We start from the raw sequence: 17,274 nt of genomic DNA on the forward strand, positions 1-17,274 counted from the left end.
GACCTCGCGCAGCCAGGTCTCGACAGGCTCGACCACCGATCGTTCAGTTCTGGGGACGACGGTAGAACGGCATGGGCACGACCACGAACGGTTCGGCCCGCCCGCGGACGTCGACGGCGAGCTCCGTGCCCTCGGCCGACACCTCGGGCGTCACGTAGGCCATGGCGATCGGGTAGCCGAGCGTCGGCGACGGCGCACCCGACGTCACGTGGCCGACTACCGCTCCCGGTTCGGAGCCGACGCCGCGCTGCACGACGGCGTAGTCGGCGCGCGCCGGGCGCCGGCCCTCGCCGCGCAGCCCCACGAGCACGCGCGCCGGCGCGGACTCCTTGCGTGCGGCCAGGGCGTCCCGGCCGACGAAGGGCAGCGGCGTGCCGTCGTCGGACACCTTGTCGAGCCGCACCACGCGACCCATCCCCGCCTCGAAGGGCGTGGTGGTGGTGTCGAGCTCGTGGCCGTAGAGCGGCATCCCGGCCTCGAGGCGCAGCGAGTCGCGCGCCGAGAGGCCCGCCGGGACGAGCCCCAGCGGCTCCCCCGCCTCGAGCAGTGCGCGCCACAGCGCTACGGCCTGGCCCGCGGGGACCCAGATCTCGAACCCGTCCTCGCCCGTGTACCCTGTGCGGCCCACGAGCACGGGCTCGCCCTCGAAGCGCATGCCCATGCAGGCGTAGTACTTGAGGTCGGCGAACGCGGTACCGCCCGAGATCTCGGCGTCCTCCGCGAGACCCTTGGTCGCGAGCATGATCTCCACGGCCCGCGGACCCTGCACCGCGATCAGCGCCTGGTCAGGCTGGACGTCCCGGAGAACGACGTCGAATCCGGCGGCTCGCTGGAGCAGCTCCGACATGACCAGCCCCGCGTTGGCGGCGTTCGCGATGACCGAGTATTCGCCGGGAGCATTGTGGTAGACGATGAGGTCGTCCAGCACGCTGCCGTCCTGGGCGCAGATCATCGAGTAGCGCGCGCCCATCTCGCGGACCTTCGAGATGTAGCCCACGAGCGCGTAGTCGAGGAACGCCGCGGCGTCGGGCCCGGTGACGTTGATGTTGCCCATGTGCGACAGGTCGAACAGGCCGGCGGCCTCGCGCACCGCACGGTGCTCGGCCAGGTCGGACGTGTACCGCAGCGGCATGAGCCAGCCGCCGAACGGCGTCATCGAAGCACCGAGCGCCACGTGCTCGTCGTGCAGCGGGGTGGTCTTGTCAGCCACAGACTCTCCTTGGTTGTGGGCGTGATTCTTGCGACTACCTATCCCTTTTGGGCGCAACGATCACGCCCACAACAAATGGGTTACTCCGCGAACGCCTCTACCGGCGGGCAGGAGCAGACCAGGTTGCGGTCGCCCTTGGCGCCGTCGATGCGGCGCACCGGCGGCCAGTACTTGTTCCCGCGGAGCGACGCCACGGGGAACGCGGCCAGCTCACGCGAGTACGGCCTGTCCCACTGGTCCGTCATGAGCGACGCCGCCGTGTGCGGCGCCCCGCGCAGCGGCGAGTCCTCGGCGCTCCAGCGGCCGGCCGCGACGGCGTCTATCTCGCCGCGGATGGCGATCATGGCGTCGATGAACCGGTCCAGCTCGGCGAGATCTTCCGACTCGGTGGGCTCCACCATGAGCGTGCCCGGCACCGGGAACGCCAGCGTGGGGGCGTGGAAGCCGTAGTCCATGAGGCGCTTCGAGACGTCCTCCGCGGTCACGCCGGTCTCGGCGGTGATCTTGCGCAGATCGAGGATGCACTCGTGCGCCACCAGGCCGTTCGGCCCGGTGTACAGCACAGGGAAGTGCGGGTCGAGGCGCGAGGCCACGTAGTTCGCCGTCAGGACGGCGGCCTTGGTCGCCTCGGTCAGCCCGTCCGGCCCCATCAGGGCCACGTAGGCGTACGAGATCGGGAGAATGCCGGCGGAGCCGTACAGCGTCGAGGCCACCGGGGTGCCCGCCGAACCGGTGGTCGAGCCTGTCGAGACCCCCGGCGTCGGGTCGCCCGGGAGAAACGGAACCAGGTGCTCGGCCACTGCGACCGGGCCCACGCCAGGGCCGCCGCCGCCGTGCGGGATGCAGAACGTCTTGTGCAGGTTCAGGTGCGAGACGTCGCCGCCGAACTCACCCGGCCGGGCCAGGCCGACGAGGGCGTTGAGGTTGGCGCCGTCGATGTACACCTGGCCGCCGGCGTCGTGCACCAGGTCGCAGACCTCTCGCACGTGCTCCTCGTACACACCGTGCGTTGAGGGGTACGTGATCATGATCCCCGCCACCTGCGGGCCGTACTGGTCGAGCTTGGCGCGCAGGTCGTCCAGCAGGACCTCGCCGTCGTCCGCCGTCGACACCACCACTACCCGCAGGCCGGCGAGCGCCGCCGAGGCGGCGTTCGTGCCGTGCGCCGACGCCGGGATCAGCACGATGTCGCGGCCCTCTTCGCCGCGCGACGCGTGGTAGCCCTTGATCGCGAGCAGGCCCGCGAACTCGCCCTGGCTACCCGCGTTGGGCTGGAGGGAGACGGCCGCGTAGCCGGTGATCTCGGCGAGCTGGTCCTCCAGCGCGGAGATGAGCTCGACGTAACCCTGCGTCTGGTCGACGGGCGCGTAGGGGTGGATGTCCGCGAAGCCAGGCCAGGAGATGGCCTCCATCTCGGCGGTCGCGTTGAGCTTCATGGTGCAGGAGCCCAGCGGGATCATCGTGCGGTCGAGCGCCAGGTCCTTGTCGGAGAGCTTGCGCAGGTAGCGGAGCATGCTGGTCTCGGAGCGGTGCTGGTGGAAGATCGGGTGTTGCAGGTACTTGGTCGTTCTGGTCAGGTGCGCGGAGAAGTCGGCGAACGCTCCCTGCACCGTGCCGGCTTCAGCGGTGGGGGTCGGCTCCAGGCCCAGGGTGGCGAGGAGGGTGGAGGCGACCGTCTCGATATCCGACTGGGTCGTCGTCTCGTCGGTGCTGATCTGGATGTGGTCGGCGTCCGGGACGAAGAGGTTGTAGCCCGCCTCGGCTGCTGCGGCCGCTAGCGCCTGGGCCTTGCCGGGGACTGCTGCGCGGACCGTGTCGAAGAAGAGGTCGTGCTCGATCTCGACGCCCGCTGTGCGGAGTGTGTCGGCGAGGTCTGCCGCGTGCTGGTGGACGCGGGTCGCGATCGCCTTGAGGCCCTCTGGGCCGTGGTAGACCGCGTACATGCTGGCGACGATGGCAAGCAGTGCCTGCGCAGTGCAGATGTTGCTCGTGGCCTTCTCGCGGCGGATGTGCTGCTCGCGGGTGGCCAGCGCCAGGCGGTATCCGGCAGCGCCGTCGACGTCGATCGAGACGCCGACCAGGCGGCCGGGGAGCTGGCGCTCCAGGCCCTTCTTGACCGCCATGTATGCGGCATGCGGGCCGCCGTAGAACAGCGGGACGCCGAAGCGCTGCGCGGAACCGACCGAGATGTCGGCGCCGAGCTCGCCCGGGCTGACCAGGAGCGTCAGGGCGAGCAGGTCGGTCGCGACGGTGACGAGCGCGCCGGCCTCCTTGGCCTCGGCGACCACTCCGCGCGCGTCGAGCACGCGGCCCGACGCCCCGACCTGCTGCACCACGAGGCCGACCAGCTGGCCCGCGGGCAGCACGCCGCCGTCGGACGCCGCTGCCGCGAGGCCCGCCTGCAGACCCTGGGTGAGGTCCGCCACGACGACGGGGAGGCCGATCGCCTCGGCGCGGCCCTGAGCCACGGCGAGCGACTGCCCGAACAGGTCGGCGTCCAGGACGACGTACCCCTCCTTGGCCCTCGACGCGCGCCACATCAGGGCGACGGCCTCCGCGACGGCGCTGGCCTCGTCAAGCAGGGAGGCGTTCGCGATCTCCAGGCCGGTGAGGTCCTCGACCGCGGTCTGGAAGTTGAGGAGCGCCTCGAGCCGGCCCTGGCTGATCTCCGGCTGGTACGGCGTGTAGGCGGTGTACCAGGCCGGCGACTCGAGCACATTGCGGCGGATGACGGCGGGCGTGTGCGTGCCGTAGTAGCCCTGGCCGATCATCTGGGTCTTGACCTGGTTCTTGCCCGCGAGCTCACGCAGGTGGGCGAGCACCTCGGGCTCCGTGCGGGCGGCGGGCAGGTTCAGCGGCGTCTGGCTGCGGATCGCCTTGGGGACGGCCCGGTCGACGAGCGTGTCCATCGTGTCGATGCCGAGCTGGTCCAGCATCGTGCGGACCTCGCGGCCGCGTGGACCGAGGTGCCGGTCGGCAAAGACATCGGGGTTGTGGGGCGTGCTCACGGCGGGCTCCTGGCTGTCCGAGGGCGTGGGGACGACTGCGGTCCCTCCCCGCTCTGTCATCGGACGCTCTGCCCGCTCAGGGGCGTGCGTCTACCTGAGAGTTTTGCCGGTCCGTCGTCTTCCCTCCCGGTTCGCGGAGGGGGCGGGACGCGCCGACTTGCACCGTCGGTGGAGCCTCCGCACCCGGTTGCCCGACGACGGCGGCTCGCTTTCCAGAGTTGCCTCGCCGTGACGGTACGGGGGCCTGAGAGATTCCCGGGGAGGAAATTGCTCCTTCGGCGCCGGGTCGGGCGTCGTCATACGACGACGCCGGGACCGGACTCTCCCGTCGCGGCTGATGGCGGCGTATTCGGTTGTGGAGTCAAGCCTACTGTCATGCGGGGCTCATTCCGGCCACCCCGCACCGATCTCTTCGACGAACCGGTAGCGGCCGCTAGCCCAGGTCGATCTCCCGGGCCGCGGCGACCATCTCGTCCACGACTGCCCGCACCGCCGGGCCTGGCTCGTGCCGGTTCTTGCGGTGCCGCACCACCATCCGCCGCGAGCCGAGACCGGCGAGCGCCACGACGGCGACGCCGTCGGGCACCTCCTGCTGAAGGGCCAGGGCGGGCAGCATCGCGATGCCCTGGCCTGCGGCCACGAGCGAGATCGCGGTGTCGAAGTCGTTGTAGGCGTGGCGGGTCTCGAAGGCCGTGCCGAGCTGAGCCGCCAGGCGGCTGACCGCGCGGTCAGCAGCCGAGCCGGCCTGCGGGCCCACCCAGGTGAGCCCGGCGAGGTCGTCGAGGCGCTTCGGCACGGGCAGGCTCGTCGGCACCACTATGCGCCATGGCTCGTCGAGCAGCGGGACGTCGTGGGCGCCGCGCGGGGCCGGGGCGTCGACGTCGACGTCGCGCTCCAGCACCACCACATCCAGGTCACCGGCGCGCAGGCCGCGGATCGCCTCCGGCGGGTCGTGCTCCTGCACGTCCACCTCGATGTGCGGGTGGCGCTCGGCGAGCGAGACGAGCGTCGGCGCGACGACCGTGCGGATGGCGGTCTGGATGGACCCGACCGACACCCGCCCCGTGAGCTCGCCGCCCAGGGCAGCGACTGCCTGCCGCGCCTGGACCAGCTCCGCCTCGATGCGCTCGGCCGCGTCGGCGAGGATGCGGCCGGCCGGCGTGAGAGTCACGCCACGGGGTCCTCGGTCCAGCACGTCGATGCCCTCTTCCGCCTCCAGGCGGGCGATCTGCTGCGAGACGGCGGAGGGTGTGATGTGCAGGAGATCGGCCGCCGCGAGTACCCCGCCTGCCCGGTGGACGGCGAGGAGAAAAGCGAGTCGCCGCGGGTCGGTAGCCATGTAGTGATGCTACATCCCGGAGTCACGAACGTTCGATTGTGCTGAATCAAGATCTGCCTCATGATTGACCTTGGCGACAGTCGGACCAGTTCCTCCGGACCGATGCCCACACCCCCCGCACGGACTCCGGCTCTCGGTCTCCAACTACCCATCGAATCGTTTCGATCAGATCCTCAGGAGTATTGCCATGACCCTCATGATGGTTGCCACCGCTCTCGGCTGGGTCGGCGCAGTCGCCGGCCTCGTGGCCTACGCCATGGTCAGCCGTGGGCGCTGGAACGCCGACTCCCTCGCGTTCCAGGGCACCAACATGGTGGCGGGCGTGACGCTGCTGACAGTCGCCGCGACGAACGGTGTCTGGCCGTCCGTCGCTGCGAACATCGCCGCCATTCTGATCGGTATGAACGCAGTCGCCACCGTGCTCCGCGCGAAGAAGCGACCGGCGAGGAACGCACCTGGCCTGACGGTCGTCGAGGGCACCGCGCAGGACCGCACGGAGCCTGCGGGGCAGCCCGCCGCCCCACCCCACGGAGTCCTTGCTTCGCCGCGGAGCTCCGCGGGGACCCCGGGTGTCGGCCACCGCGTGTACGCCGAGGCCGCCTGACTGGTGCGTCGCGGCGCGGGATGTGATGCGCTGTACGCATGATCCCGCGCATCCGACAGGTGGTGCTCGACACCACGGACGCCCGCGCTCTCGCCGAGTTCTACCGGGAGCTCTTCGGGCTCTCGTACCGCCCCGGCGACGAGCCTCCGCCGCCCGGCGAACCCGACCCGAGGGGTCGCGACTGGCTTGTCCTCCAGAACGACGACGGCGTACCCCTCGCGTTCCAGCAGGTCGACGAGCTACCGAGGTCGACCTGGCCGGAACCCGTCATCCCGCAGCAGCTCCACCTCGACACGACGGTGCCCGACCTGGCCGCGCTCACCGAGGCCCGCGACCGCGCCCTTGCCGTCGGGGCGACGCTGCTCTACGACCGCTCGGGCGATCCGGAAGAAGCGCTCTACGTCTTCGCGGACCCGATGGGGCACCCGTTCTGCATCTTTGTCGGGTAGCTCAGGCGGGGGTGCTATCCCTGCGGCTGAGCGAATGACACGTCCGCGACCAGCGCCCGATGGTCCGAGACGCCCGTGTCCACGACCTGGCCGTCCACTGAGTCGGGCGGCACTCCCCCGGAGCCCTCGTCCAGCAGGATGTGGTCGATCTGGAGCCGCGGGTCGTGCCGGGGGAACGTGTCGCCGGTCGCGAGCGGGCGCCAGCCGGTCCGGTCGGCCGGCACCGACCCGCGCAGGTTGAAGTCGCCCAGCAGGACGAGGGGCCGCGGTAGTCCCGCGAGCCGACGCCGGAGGTGGTCCACCTGGCGTTCCGCGTGCCGCTCTCCCGGCATACCCCGGCCAAATCCGATGGCCTGTCGCACGACCGCGCCCGCCCAGGTGACGGAGTGGAACCGGTACACGCTGAGGTGGGTGCACACGACGGTGAGCGGTCCCGACGGCGCGTCGATCACGGCCGCGAGCGCCACGCGGGGCTCGTCGGTGCCGAGCTGGGCGCGGCCCCACACCCAGGGTGTCGCGGGCGGCAGGAGCACGGTGTCCCAGCTCAGGACGCGAAAGCGGGACAGCAGGGCGATGCCGTAGCCGGGGGCGTCGGGCCGCTCGGTGCGGCTGGCGCGGCGTCGGAAGACCGGGTAGCGGAAGGGGCCCGCGAGCGCGGGCTGGAACCGGTGGTCGACGGCGCCCATCGTCTCCGCGCAGAGCCGCGCCTGGTCAACTCCCCCGGACCGCGCCTGCCGCCGGTCGACCTCTTGCAGCCCGACGACGTCGGCGTCGAGCGCGGCGACGGCTCCGGCCAGCCGGTCGTTGTCGACGCGACCGTCCGGGCCGAGGCCGTGCTGGACGTTGAACGTGGCGAGGCGCACGCACCGATCATCGCGGCACCGGGCAGCGGGCGCCATGCTCAGCAGTGCTGACCCCAGGCCGGGTCAGTCGACGGTGACCCGGACCTTCTTGACGTCCGAGGCGTTGATGTTGTTCTGCCGGTTACCGACCTGCCAGGTGCCCGACCCGTCGGTCCACACTCGGGTCTGGTAGACCCCGTCGGCGTTCGTCTTCACCGTCTTCTCCAGGACCGGCCGCGATCCGTCGAGCCAGGAGACGTCCACGGACACCCACTTGGCGGGCAGAAAGCTCGCGCTCTGACCGTCCGCGGCGAGGACCAGCTTGCGCACTCGTCCGGTCAGCGTGACCCATCCGGGTTCGTTCAGCGAGGAGTCGTCCGCCGTGGCCGTGACGAGGCTGGCGCGCCGCAGGCGGAACACCTCGAGCTTGTGCTCCTCGAACGAGAACTCCTGCGAGTCGATCACGCCGTCCTCATCGGTGAGCGCGGTCTCCGTGTACACGCTCATCGAGCCGCAGGCGCCGATCTCGTAGAGGCCGACAGGATCCGTCGCCTGGAAGGTCTCCGTGGTGTGACCGGAGCCGGGGTTGGTCCACTCGACCGGAGCCGTGTTCGTCCGCTCCCCGGTCGCCCACTGGCCCTCGACGCTGATGTTCCGGAAGCAGGGCGCGAAGTCGCCCTGACCGTAGCTCCTCATCGCCGCGTCGAACGGCACCTGCACGGGCTGCGTGCCGAGCACCACGTCCCGCGCGTAGACCCTGCCCTCCGCTCGGGGGTCGGTGTTCACCGTGAAGCCCGACTGCTTGAGGCTCCACGTGTCGACCGGCCGGATCTCTTGGCGGATCTCGAACGTCGCGGGCTCGTGGGTCGCGTCGCCGTAGTAGCGGAAGCTCCACGTGGCCGTGCGCTGAGGAAGTGTGTTGAAGGAGAACCTGCCATCCGCGCGCACCACACCCCGGCTGGAGAAGAACTCGCGCCCGTCGTCGAGCACACGGTAGACGCTGAACGTCGCGCCCTCGTGCGGCTCCCAGTCCTGGGGGTCGCTCCCGGGCTCGGATCCGCGCGCGAGCAGGCCGTGCACCTGACCGTGCCCACCCTTGTACGAGGTGTCCGGCGCCACGTAGACGCCCATGAACTGCGTCTGCGTCTTCTCGACGGTCTCGTCTGCCGTCGCGGGGGCTGTCGCACCGCTCACTAGCAGCGCGCAGGCCGCAGCCAGCACCAGGATCGTCCGGTTCATCGACGCCATAGCCGTGTCCCTCCCTCGGGGCCCCGTGGCCGAGGCCTCGTCCACTATGGCTGCCGGGCGGAGCCGGCGCACGTAAAATCGCGGGAGCTGCTCCCACCCTGGAACGCGACGCCCACGCCTCACTCGTTCTCGACGATCTCCCTCGACTGCCGGTCGATCTCCACCGGGTCGAGCCCCCGTTCGCGCATCAGGGCATCAACCTTGGCCTCGAGACGCTGGTCACCCTCGCGGGACTGCGACGACCCCCAGAAGTAGAACAGCCCTAGCCCGGCCGCCTGCCAGACGAGCTGGAGGAACTCGGACTGCCAGTTCTCGAACGTCGATGCGAGGAAGTCGGGCCAGTACTCGATCCAGGAGAACGTGGCGCCGTGGTCGCTCGCCTGGTTGCCGAACTGGATCGCCTGGAACACGAACTGTCCCACCCACGACACCAGGAAGAACGCACCGGTCACCAGTCCGAACGAGTAGGCCTTCCAGAACACCGGACGCGACTTGACTTCGTCCGCCTTCGCGTCGCTCATCACGCCTCCTGGCTGCCGATCGACGTCCCTTGGTGCGGGACGTCTGTCCCACCAACGTAGGCCGGTGTGTCAGAGCTCGCCCGGCGGGATCGGGTCGGCCAGGAACTCGTCGATCGCCGCGCGGGTCGGGAAGACCGTGACTGCCGGGCCTGAGAACAGGTGCACCAGCGTGAAGGCGATGTCCCGGACTGCGATGTTCGCCTGGTTCGACGCCTTGCGCAGCAGCTCGAACGCAGCCTCTTCGTCGACGCCGTAGACAACCATGAGCACGCCCTTGGCCTGTTCGATCACTGCCCGCCGCTCCGCCGATGCCCGGATGGAGGCTGTCGCGTCACGTGCCGCCGCCTCGCGATGCGACTGCGTGACGTCGATGAAGTAGCCGAACAGCTCCGTCACCCGGCCGGTCCCGGGGTCACGCCGCCCCTGGCCGGTGACGGCCAGCGTGCGGGTCTTGCCCGTGGCATCGAGGATGCGGTGCACGGAGCTGAACGGCTGCCCGGTCTCGGCAGCGCGCCGCAGGACGCCGTCGACGCGCGCCCGGTCGTCGGGGTGCTTGTGGGACAGCATGAGCGGCGTCGTCGGCACGATCTGGCCGGGCTCGAAGCCGTGCATCACATATACCTCGTCAGACCATGCCCACTCGCCCGTCGCGAGGTCGAGCCGATACCGGCCGACGGGCGGCCGGTCACCCCCAGCCAGTACTTCCTCGATCTTGTCAACGAGCGGAGGCTCGCTGGGCGTTGGTGCGGAGTTCACGAAGCTCCTTCCAGGGCGAGTTCGCTGAACCGGTGCTCTGACAGTACGGGATGTGCGACGCACGAGCGCTCGGTCTAGCGTGAAGAACAGAGGTCGAGCAAAGGCCACCACGTCGGTTCGAGATGTCATACGACGATGGAGGACGACATGAGCCAGGACCAGGGTTTCCCACCCCAGCAGCAGAACCCGCCGGGGACCACCGACCGGATGATCCCGACGCCTGATCACGGCGAGGCCAGCTACGTGGGCAGCGAAAAGCTCGTCGGCTACAAGGCGCTGGTGACCGGCGGTGACTCCGGCATCGGGCGGGCGGTGGCTATCGCGTTCGCCCGCGAAGGCGCCGACGTCGCGTTGTCGTACCTCCCCGAGGAGGAACAGGACGCCAAGACGACGGCGGAGTGGGTGCATGCGGCGGGACGCCAGTGCGCCCTTCTCCCGGGGGACCTGCGCGACGAGGCAACAGCGCGCGGCGTCGCGCACCGGGCGGCCGGCGAGCTGGGCGGCCTGGACGTGCTGGTGAACAACGCGGGCTATCAGATGGCGCGACGCGACTCCATCGCCGACGTGACGACCGACGACCTGGACCGCGTGCTCAAGACCAACCTGTACGCCCTGTTCTGGGTGACGCAGTCGGCGCTCGGGCACCTCGGCGAGGGCTCGGCGATCATCAACAACTCGTCGATCCAGGCGTACCAGCCGTCGACCTCCCTGCTCGACTACGCGGCCACGAAGGCCGCCATCAACAACATCACGGTGAACCTCGCCGCTGAGCTGGGGCCGCGCGGAATCCGCGTGAACGCGGTGGCACCCGGGCCGATCTGGACACCGTTGCAACCGGCCACCCAGCCCGAGGAGAAGATCGCGTCGTTCGGTGCGGACACGCCCCTGGGCCGGGCCGGCCAGCCCGCCGAGGTCGCGCCGGCGTTCGTGTTCCTGGCATCACCCGTCACGGCGTCGTACGTGTCCGGGACGGTGCTCGGGGTGACGGGCGGAAAACCGGTGTTCTGAGCGCGCGGCTGGACGTTCAGCCGTTCTCGGCTGTCGTTCACACGTTGGTGACCGCGCCCTGGCCCGCCAAACCCGTGACGGGGCGCGCCTGCAGGATGAACGGCGAGCCGTCGTGCACGGCCCACTCCACGTCCGTCGCGGCTCCGTACAGCTCCTCGATGCGGACGCCGAGCGCGGCGAGCCCCGCGGCCTGGGCGTCGGTGAGCGACGGCTCGTCCTGGAGCTCGGCGGGGACGGGCTCGTTCCGGGTTCCGTCATCGGCTCGGACGGTGCGCACCTCCTTGGTGCTCACCGTGGCATCGACGGCGCGGCCCACGCGCGCCACCAGGAAGGTGTCGGGCGTGACCTGCCCTCCGACGACCGCCTCCCCCAGTCCCCAGGCAGCGTTGATCAGCACGCGGTCCCGCGAGCCGGTCATCGGGTCGACGGTGAACAGGATGCCGGCCGTGTCGGCGTCGACCAGGTGCTGCACCACCACCGCGAGGGTCACCTCGTCGGCGGGTATGCGATGCCGCGCCCGGTAGCCGATCGCGCGCGCCGTCCACAGGGAGGCCCAGCAGTCGCGGACCGCGCGCAGCAGCGCGTCCTCGCCTCGGACGTTGAGGAACGAGTCCTGCTGGCCGGCGAACGACATGCCAGGCAGGTCCTCGGCGGTGGCGGAGGACCGGACGGCGACGGCGGGATAGCCGGCCTCGCTCGCATCGCCTGCGCCGCTTGCACCGCTTGCGCCGCGCATGGTGCGCAGCGCCGAGTACCCGGCCCGGACGGCGTCAGCCACCGCGGCCGGGATCTCCAGGGCCGCGAACACCTCGGTGATCCGCGCCGCCGCAGCCTCGTGGGTCTCGGGCCGGTTGGGGTCCACGTTCCTCGCCGCCGCGACGATGGCCCGCTGCGGAGCGCCGGTCACTGCCGCCCGGTAGGCGTCGGTGGTGACGTGAAATCCGCCAGGGACCGGCAGGCCCGCCGCTGCGAGGCGCGCCAGGGACGAGCACTTTCCGCCTGTCGTCTCCAGCCGGACCGCTGCGGGGTCCGCGAGGTCCAGCGCGAAGGGCTGACCGACATCAGTGATCACAGGGGCAGTCAATCGTTGATCGGGTCATCGTTCGAGGTTAGACCTGGTCCCGCGAGGCGTGGACGGGCCATGGTCGCCTGCTCTCCCTCGTCCGCGCTCTTGCTCTCCGGCGACCCGCATCGCGCCGAGGAGCTGGTCCAGGCGACCTTCGAGCGCACCTACCGCTCGTGGCGCAGGGCCCGCGACGGGGAGCCCAGGGCCTACGCCCGGCGCATCCTGCTCAACCTGCGAATCGACGGCTGGCGCCGGTCCCGGACGAGGTCGTTCGCCATTTTCCCGACCCCAACTGACCTTCGATCTCGGGCGAGCACCTAGAAAGGTCCGCTTCGAGAACGCGATCTGGCATGGGTCTCGCATCAGAATCATGCCGGATCGCGTTCTCGAAGCGGACCTTTCTAGGTGCGCCCGACGGGCTATCTGACCGTGATGGTCACGGCGCGCTGCGACGGCGCCTGCAGGCCGGTGCCCGGGCACTTCGCGATCCACTGGCCCGAGGTGCTGGTGCTGACCGTCGTCCGGTAGATCCCGCGGGAACCCGTGCGGACGGTCTTGCGGTAGAACGGCCCGCGCGGACCAGCCGGATCGAAGTACAGGTTCACCGCCGTGTTCGGCGCCAGCAGGTTTGCGGCCTCACGATCCCTGATGAGCTGCACCTTGCGAACCGAACCGGTGAGCTCGATCGACCTCGGTCCGGTGAACGACGTCGATGATGCCGTGATGGTTGTGCTGCTGGCGCGGCGGACGCGAATGGTAGCTATGGGCTCGTACGGGATGGGAATCCATGCATTATCTCTTGAGCCATTACCACTAGTATCCCAGGGGTCCGTGTAGACACTGAGCTTGCCATCGTAGTAAATGTCATAGAGACCCGCGGGCTGCAGCGCGGACATGCGATAGGACGCCGTAAAGCTGTAATCCGTAAGCCATGTTCCATCGTGACCACCCAGATACCCACGAGCGTCGTACCCGCCCTCGGTGCGCCGGTTGCTCAGGTACGGCCCGCCGTCGCTGCTGGCGTAACCCGGGGTCAGGATCCCCGCTTCGAGATAGACGGTCTGTGGTTCTACCTTGGTGACGACATCCTGCGCGATAACGCGCATCTTCGCGGTGTAACCGTTCCTCGTCGCCGAGACCACGGTGGACCTCGCGGCCTGCCTGGTCGGGCGCCTCGTGAACGTCGCCTCGTTGCGTCCGTAGATCTCGCCCCCTGACTCCACAAGAACCTCGTACGTTCCGGAGGTACGGGGCCAGAACGTCTTGGCGAACCAGCCGACGTCATCGGTCACCACGGTCGCAACGGCGGTACGGGGCGCCGTACCGGCGGGGTCGAAGTAGATCGTGGCACCGACACCGATCATGGGATCCCGCAGACCCTGGTCCCCGATGTACCCGTGGAGCTGGACAGGTTCACCGGCCGGCGCCCTGCTTGGCGCCAGTGACACTTCATAGCCGGTGTACACAGCCTGCGACTCGATCGACCTCGTCTCTGCGTCGTCCGAGCCTGCGGCGGTCGCCGGTGGCCCGCCCACCAGGCTCCCGGCCAATACCAGCCCGAGCGCAGACGTGAACAGCTTTCGGGCACCGATGACCATGGAGAAACCTCGCGGGAGGAGTGGGGCCCGAGAACCGGGAACAGGCCCAGATCCTGCCAGCCCTAGTGGGGCCGGAAGACGGCCGGGCGGAGATCTCCCGGGTGAACTTGTGGCCGGTCGACAGAAAGATCCGCCTCCACCACGCAGTTATGCATGCTATTTCGCGAGAACGCATGCGTAACTGCGTTGTGGAGGCGGACCTTTTGTCGGGCGTCGGACGACGCGCTAGTTGACCGTGATGGCCACAGTGCCCTTCGACGACGCCTGCAGGCTCGTACCGGAATACTTCGCGATCCACTGGCCCGACGTGCTGGTGACGACCGGCGTCGCGTAGGTCCCGTCGGATCCCGTGGTCACCGTCTTCGTGTAGACCGGCGCCGCCGAACCCGCCGGGTCGAAGTACAGCTTCACCGACACGTTCGGCGCAGGCCGGATCGCGGCGCCGCCCGTGCTGAGGAGCTGCACCCTGCGGACATCACCCCGCAGGGTGATCGTCTTCGGCCCGGTGAACGACGTCTCGGACGCCGTGACGGTGGTGCTTGTCGCGCGCTTCACCACGATGGTCGTGACCGTTGAGTCCTGCACCAGCATGTCGTGCGTGCAGTTGCTCGCGCCGCTGGCGGCGTCGTTCGCGACCCAGTCAGGTGCGGAGCATGCCTTCATTGCGTCCCGGATGCCGATGTCGTACACGCCCGCCGGCAGCGTCGGGTTGAAGGTCAGGGTCGCGTGGCTCGTCCCGACCCCGGAGTGCACCAGCTCCTTCTGCACCTGGTACCCGTCCGGGAAACTGCCCTCACCGCGCCGGCTGGTGGCACTGACCCAACCGGAGGTCCCACCCACGGTGAAGTCGAGGCTGCCGACGTCGACGCGCCGCAGCACGGGTGTCAGACCCACCACGACGTCGTGCGTCATCACGTGGTCGCCCGCAGTGAAGCCGTTCTGGGTAGCGCTGACCGAACCCTGCCGCAGGATGGTGTCACGGACCCGCTCGGCGGAGGTGATGGTCCACACCGCACGTGCGCCCGTCTCGGTCATCGGCATCTCCGCCCGCCACTTTCCGGACGCGCCGGGCTGCTGCCGGACCGTGAAGAAGCCGCGCGAGTCCGTCGTGAGGGTCGCCCGGTAGGTCTCCGGTGCGTCGCCAGTGGGGTCGAAGTAGAGCTTGACCTCCTGCTCCGTGGCCGGCTCGTACTCGCCGGTTCCCAGGCTCCTGATGTTTGCGGCTCCCGAGACCGAGATCATCGAACCCGCGGGCGCGCTCGCCGTTGACGTCCAGATCATGGGGATGTTCCGCTGCGCCCGGAACGGCACCGCTACGGGGTCCGTGGTGCGGATCGGCACGTTGACCACTCCGTCGCTGGTCGTGATGGCGACCTCCGCGACGACGCTGACCTGGTAGATGCCCGGTGCGGCGTCCGCGGACAGCGGGACGTTCGAGGTCCACGCGTTCGCGGTCCCGGATGCGACGAACTGCGTGCCCGCGAGGTCCCGGCCGTCCGGGTCGACCATGGTCATGCGTCCGGACCGGATCGCCGCAGACGTCCCGTTGTGCGTGATGCTGAGCGTCCCGGTGATGGACCCTTGCACGGCCGACCCCGGCGGCAACGAGATCTTCGCGGTGACGACCACGTCGTCCACCCGCATGGTCATGTTCCCCTCAGCGCCGCCGGGCGGCGCGGCGACGCCTGGCGGCGCGAAGCCAGCCACCATCAGTGCTGCCCCGAGCGCCATGCTCAGTGGCACACGCATCCTTGCTCTCATCCCTGCACGCCCCCTCGTCCTGGGGACGCAGACGCGTCCCGCCGAGCCGCATATTCCCCCGGCCGGCGAAGGCGGGCGACGGGAGGCAGTGATGTGATCGGGTGAATTTTGTTATGACGATCGAGACCCGTGGGCCCGGGTGATCTTTGTCCGCGGCGGCCGGTCAGGGCGACAATGGAACCGTGGAGGACGACGGACGCAATGAGTCACCCGCCCAGCGCGCCGACCGGAACTGGAACGAGCTCCTCCAGGAGCTACGTGTCATGCAGACCGGCGTGCAGATCCTCACTGGGTTCCTGCTCACGCTGCCCTTCCAGTCACGGTTCGCAGACCTCGACGCCTACCAGCGCACCGTCTACCTGGCTCTCGTGGTGACCGCTGTGATCGCCACCGCCCTCATCGTGGCCCCGGTCAGCGTGCACCGATCGCTGTTCCGCAAGCAGATGAAACACAGCATCGTCACCCTGACCGACAGGCTCACGCGCATAGCGCTCGGCGTGCTGGCGCTGGTGATGACGGGAGCCGCCCTGCTCGTGTTCGACATAGTGGTCGGGCGGACCGAGGGAATCGTGGTCGGCGCGTGCGTGCTTGTCGTGCTGGTGATCGTGTGGGTAGTGCTCCCCGAGGTGCTGCGCCGCCAGCGCTGATCAGAGCGTCTTGTGCCAGGCCACTATCCGGTCCACGGCGCGCGTCACGGTGTCCAGCGAGGACGCGAACGACAGCCGCACCCAGTCGTGGCCGTGCACGCCGTCGAAGTCGGTGCCGGGCGTGATCGCGACGTCGGCCTCCGCGAGGAGCCGCGCGCAGTACGTGACTGAGTCCAGGCCGAACTCGGCGATGTTTCCGTACAGGTAGAACGCGCCGTCGGCGGGGGCGACGGGCCGCCAGCCGAGCTCCCCGAGCCGCTCCAGGAGCAGCGTTCGCGACGCCGCATACTGCGCCACGTTCTGCGCAGCCGCCGCATAACCCTCGGGAGTGAACGCGGCGATGCCCGCCTGCTGCGCCAGCGCCGGCGGTGAGAGCGCCACATTGCCCGCGAGGGCGTCGACGGGCGCTACCAGCTCGTCGGGCAGCACGAGCCAGCCGAGCCGCCAGCCGGTCATCGCCCAGTACTTCGAGAAGGAGTTCACGACGACGGCGCCCTGGTCGACGAACGTCGCCGCCGTCGCCTGCGCCACCTCGTCCGAGTACGCGATGCCGTGGTAGATCTCGTCGCTGATCAGGCGCACGTCGTGATCGGCGCACCACTCTGCGATCGCGGCCAGCTCGGCCGGCGTGATCATCGTGCCGGTCGGGTTGGCGGGCGAGGCGACCATGACGCCGTCGAGCCCTCCGCCGTAGTACGCCTCGTTGAGCTGCGACACCGTGGGCTGGTAGCGGGTCTCTGGACCGCAGTCCAGCTCCACGACCTCGCAGCCCAGCGCCGACAGGATGTTCTTGTAAGCGGGATAGCCAGGCCGGGCGAGAGCCACGCGGTCGCCGACGTCGAACGACGCGAGGAACGCGAGCACGAACCCGCCGCTCGAACCCGTGGTGACAGCGATGCGCGCCGGGTCGACGTCGACGTCATACCAGCGCTTGTAGTGGCCCGCGATCTCGGCACGCAGGGCCGGCACGCCCAGCGCCTCGGTGTAGCCGAGGTTGCCGTCCCGGAGCAGCGCGATGGCCCGCTCCCGTACGACGTCGGACGCACCGGTCGACGGCTCCCCCGCGCAGAGGTTGAGTACGTCCGCACCGGCGGCCCGGCGCGCGTTCGCGGCCGCGAGCACCTCCATGACGGCGAACGGGGGCACGTGAGACCGGCGAGAAACCTTCATGCGGCCCATCATGCCCGGATCGGGCGCGCACGCTCGCGCGACCGCGG

The 17,274-nt window shown here is 69.8% G+C and carries 16 protein-coding genes and 1 riboswitch; of the genes, 5 read left to right on the forward strand and 11 right to left on the reverse strand.

Features of this window, described 5'->3' with window-relative positions:
* Nucleotides 1-43 precede the first annotated feature (43 nt).
* From gcvT to IE250_RS08810, 3 genes are all read right to left on the reverse strand, one after another.
* Nucleotides 44-1,210, reverse strand: a complete 1,167-nt coding sequence (gene gcvT, locus IE250_RS08800; RefSeq protein ID WP_189668882.1) for a glycine cleavage system aminomethyltransferase GcvT — start codon at nt 1,208-1,210, stop codon at nt 44-46.
* Nucleotides 1,211-1,290: 80 nt separating this feature from the next.
* A complete protein-coding gene (gene gcvP, locus IE250_RS08805) occupies nt 1,291-4,278 on the reverse strand; it encodes an aminomethyl-transferring glycine dehydrogenase (RefSeq protein WP_373301634.1) in 2,988 nt (995 codons plus the stop codon).
* Nucleotides 4,279-4,440: 162 nt separating this feature from the next.
* Nucleotides 4,441-4,556, reverse strand: a riboswitch (glycine riboswitch).
* A 95-nt stretch (nt 4,557-4,651) separates the two neighbouring features.
* The gene (locus IE250_RS08810) at nt 4,652-5,557 is read right to left on the reverse strand and encodes a LysR family transcriptional regulator (RefSeq protein WP_189668884.1); all 906 of its coding nucleotides are present in this window, start codon (nt 5,555-5,557) and stop codon (nt 4,652-4,654) included.
* Nucleotides 5,558-5,744: 187 nt separating this feature from the next.
* On the opposite strand from IE250_RS08810, the gene IE250_RS08815 reads away from it, so the two are divergent.
* Nucleotides 5,745-6,161: a CBU_0592 family membrane protein gene (locus tag IE250_RS08815; RefSeq protein ID WP_189668885.1), complete on the forward strand. Its 417-nt coding sequence runs from the start codon at nt 5,745-5,747 to the stop codon at nt 6,159-6,161.
* Nucleotides 6,162-6,199: 38 nt separating this feature from the next.
* Nucleotides 6,200-6,610, forward strand: coding sequence for a VOC family protein (locus IE250_RS08820; protein ID WP_189668886.1), 411 nt, complete (start codon nt 6,200-6,202; stop codon nt 6,608-6,610).
* Between the two features lie 14 nt (nt 6,611-6,624).
* Here the strand turns inward: IE250_RS08820 and IE250_RS08825 are convergent, their stop codons facing one another.
* From IE250_RS08825 to IE250_RS08840, 4 genes are all read right to left on the reverse strand, one after another.
* On the reverse strand, nt 6,625-7,473 hold the full coding sequence (locus tag IE250_RS08825; protein ID WP_189668887.1) for an endonuclease/exonuclease/phosphatase family protein: 849 nt from the start codon (nt 7,471-7,473) through the stop codon (nt 6,625-6,627).
* Between the two features lie 63 nt (nt 7,474-7,536).
* Entirely contained in the window at nt 7,537-8,700 is a 1,164-nt protein-coding gene (locus IE250_RS08830; protein WP_189668888.1) for a hypothetical protein, read from the reverse strand.
* Nucleotides 8,701-8,819: 119 nt separating this feature from the next.
* On the reverse strand, nt 8,820-9,221 hold the full coding sequence (locus tag IE250_RS08835; protein WP_189668889.1) for a DUF6766 family protein: 402 nt from the start codon (nt 9,219-9,221) through the stop codon (nt 8,820-8,822).
* Between the two features lie 69 nt (nt 9,222-9,290).
* Nucleotides 9,291-9,977 carry a PAS and ANTAR domain-containing protein gene (locus tag IE250_RS08840; protein ID WP_189668890.1) on the reverse strand — a complete coding sequence of 229 codons (687 nt, stop codon included), beginning with the start codon at nt 9,975-9,977 and terminating at the stop codon, nt 9,291-9,293.
* 147 nt (nt 9,978-10,124) lie between these two features.
* Here IE250_RS08840 and IE250_RS08845 point away from each other — a divergent pair, with 147 nt between their 5' ends.
* The gene (locus IE250_RS08845; RefSeq protein ID WP_189668891.1) at nt 10,125-10,985 is read left to right on the forward strand and encodes an SDR family oxidoreductase; all 861 of its coding nucleotides are present in this window, start codon (nt 10,125-10,127) and stop codon (nt 10,983-10,985) included.
* Between the two features lie 37 nt (nt 10,986-11,022).
* Here IE250_RS08845 and IE250_RS08850 read toward each other — a convergent pair whose 3' ends face one another.
* Nucleotides 11,023-12,057: a PEP/pyruvate-binding domain-containing protein gene (locus IE250_RS08850; protein WP_229872277.1), complete on the reverse strand. Its 1,035-nt coding sequence runs from the start codon at nt 12,055-12,057 to the stop codon at nt 11,023-11,025.
* A gap of 69 nt (nt 12,058-12,126) precedes the next feature.
* Between IE250_RS08850 and IE250_RS08855 the strand changes: the two genes are divergently transcribed.
* Nucleotides 12,127-12,372, forward strand: coding sequence for a sigma factor (locus tag IE250_RS08855; protein ID WP_229872278.1), 246 nt, complete (start codon nt 12,127-12,129; stop codon nt 12,370-12,372).
* 98 nt (nt 12,373-12,470) lie between these two features.
* Here IE250_RS08855 and IE250_RS08860 read toward each other — a convergent pair whose 3' ends face one another.
* A complete protein-coding gene (locus IE250_RS08860) occupies nt 12,471-13,415 on the reverse strand; it encodes a hypothetical protein (RefSeq protein ID WP_189668892.1) in 945 nt (314 codons plus the stop codon).
* Between the two features lie 459 nt (nt 13,416-13,874).
* Nucleotides 13,875-15,392 carry a hypothetical protein gene (locus IE250_RS08865; RefSeq protein WP_189668893.1) on the reverse strand — a complete coding sequence of 506 codons (1,518 nt, stop codon included), beginning with the start codon at nt 15,390-15,392 and terminating at the stop codon, nt 13,875-13,877.
* 200 nt (nt 15,393-15,592) lie between these two features.
* Between IE250_RS08865 and IE250_RS08870 the strand changes: the two genes are divergently transcribed.
* Complete coding sequence (locus IE250_RS08870) at nt 15,593-16,057, forward strand: DUF6328 family protein (protein WP_189668894.1); 465 nt, start codon at nt 15,593-15,595, stop codon at nt 16,055-16,057.
* Here IE250_RS08870 and IE250_RS08875 read toward each other — a convergent pair whose 3' ends face one another.
* Nucleotides 16,058-17,227, reverse strand: a complete 1,170-nt coding sequence (locus tag IE250_RS08875) for a pyridoxal phosphate-dependent aminotransferase (RefSeq protein WP_189668895.1) — start codon at nt 17,225-17,227, stop codon at nt 16,058-16,060. It abuts the gene before it with no gap.
* Nucleotides 17,228-17,274 lie beyond the last annotated feature (47 nt).

This window comes from Promicromonospora soli (assembly GCF_014653785.1).
In the GTDB taxonomy this organism is placed as follows: domain Bacteria; phylum Actinomycetota; class Actinomycetes; order Actinomycetales; family Cellulomonadaceae; genus Promicromonospora; species Promicromonospora soli.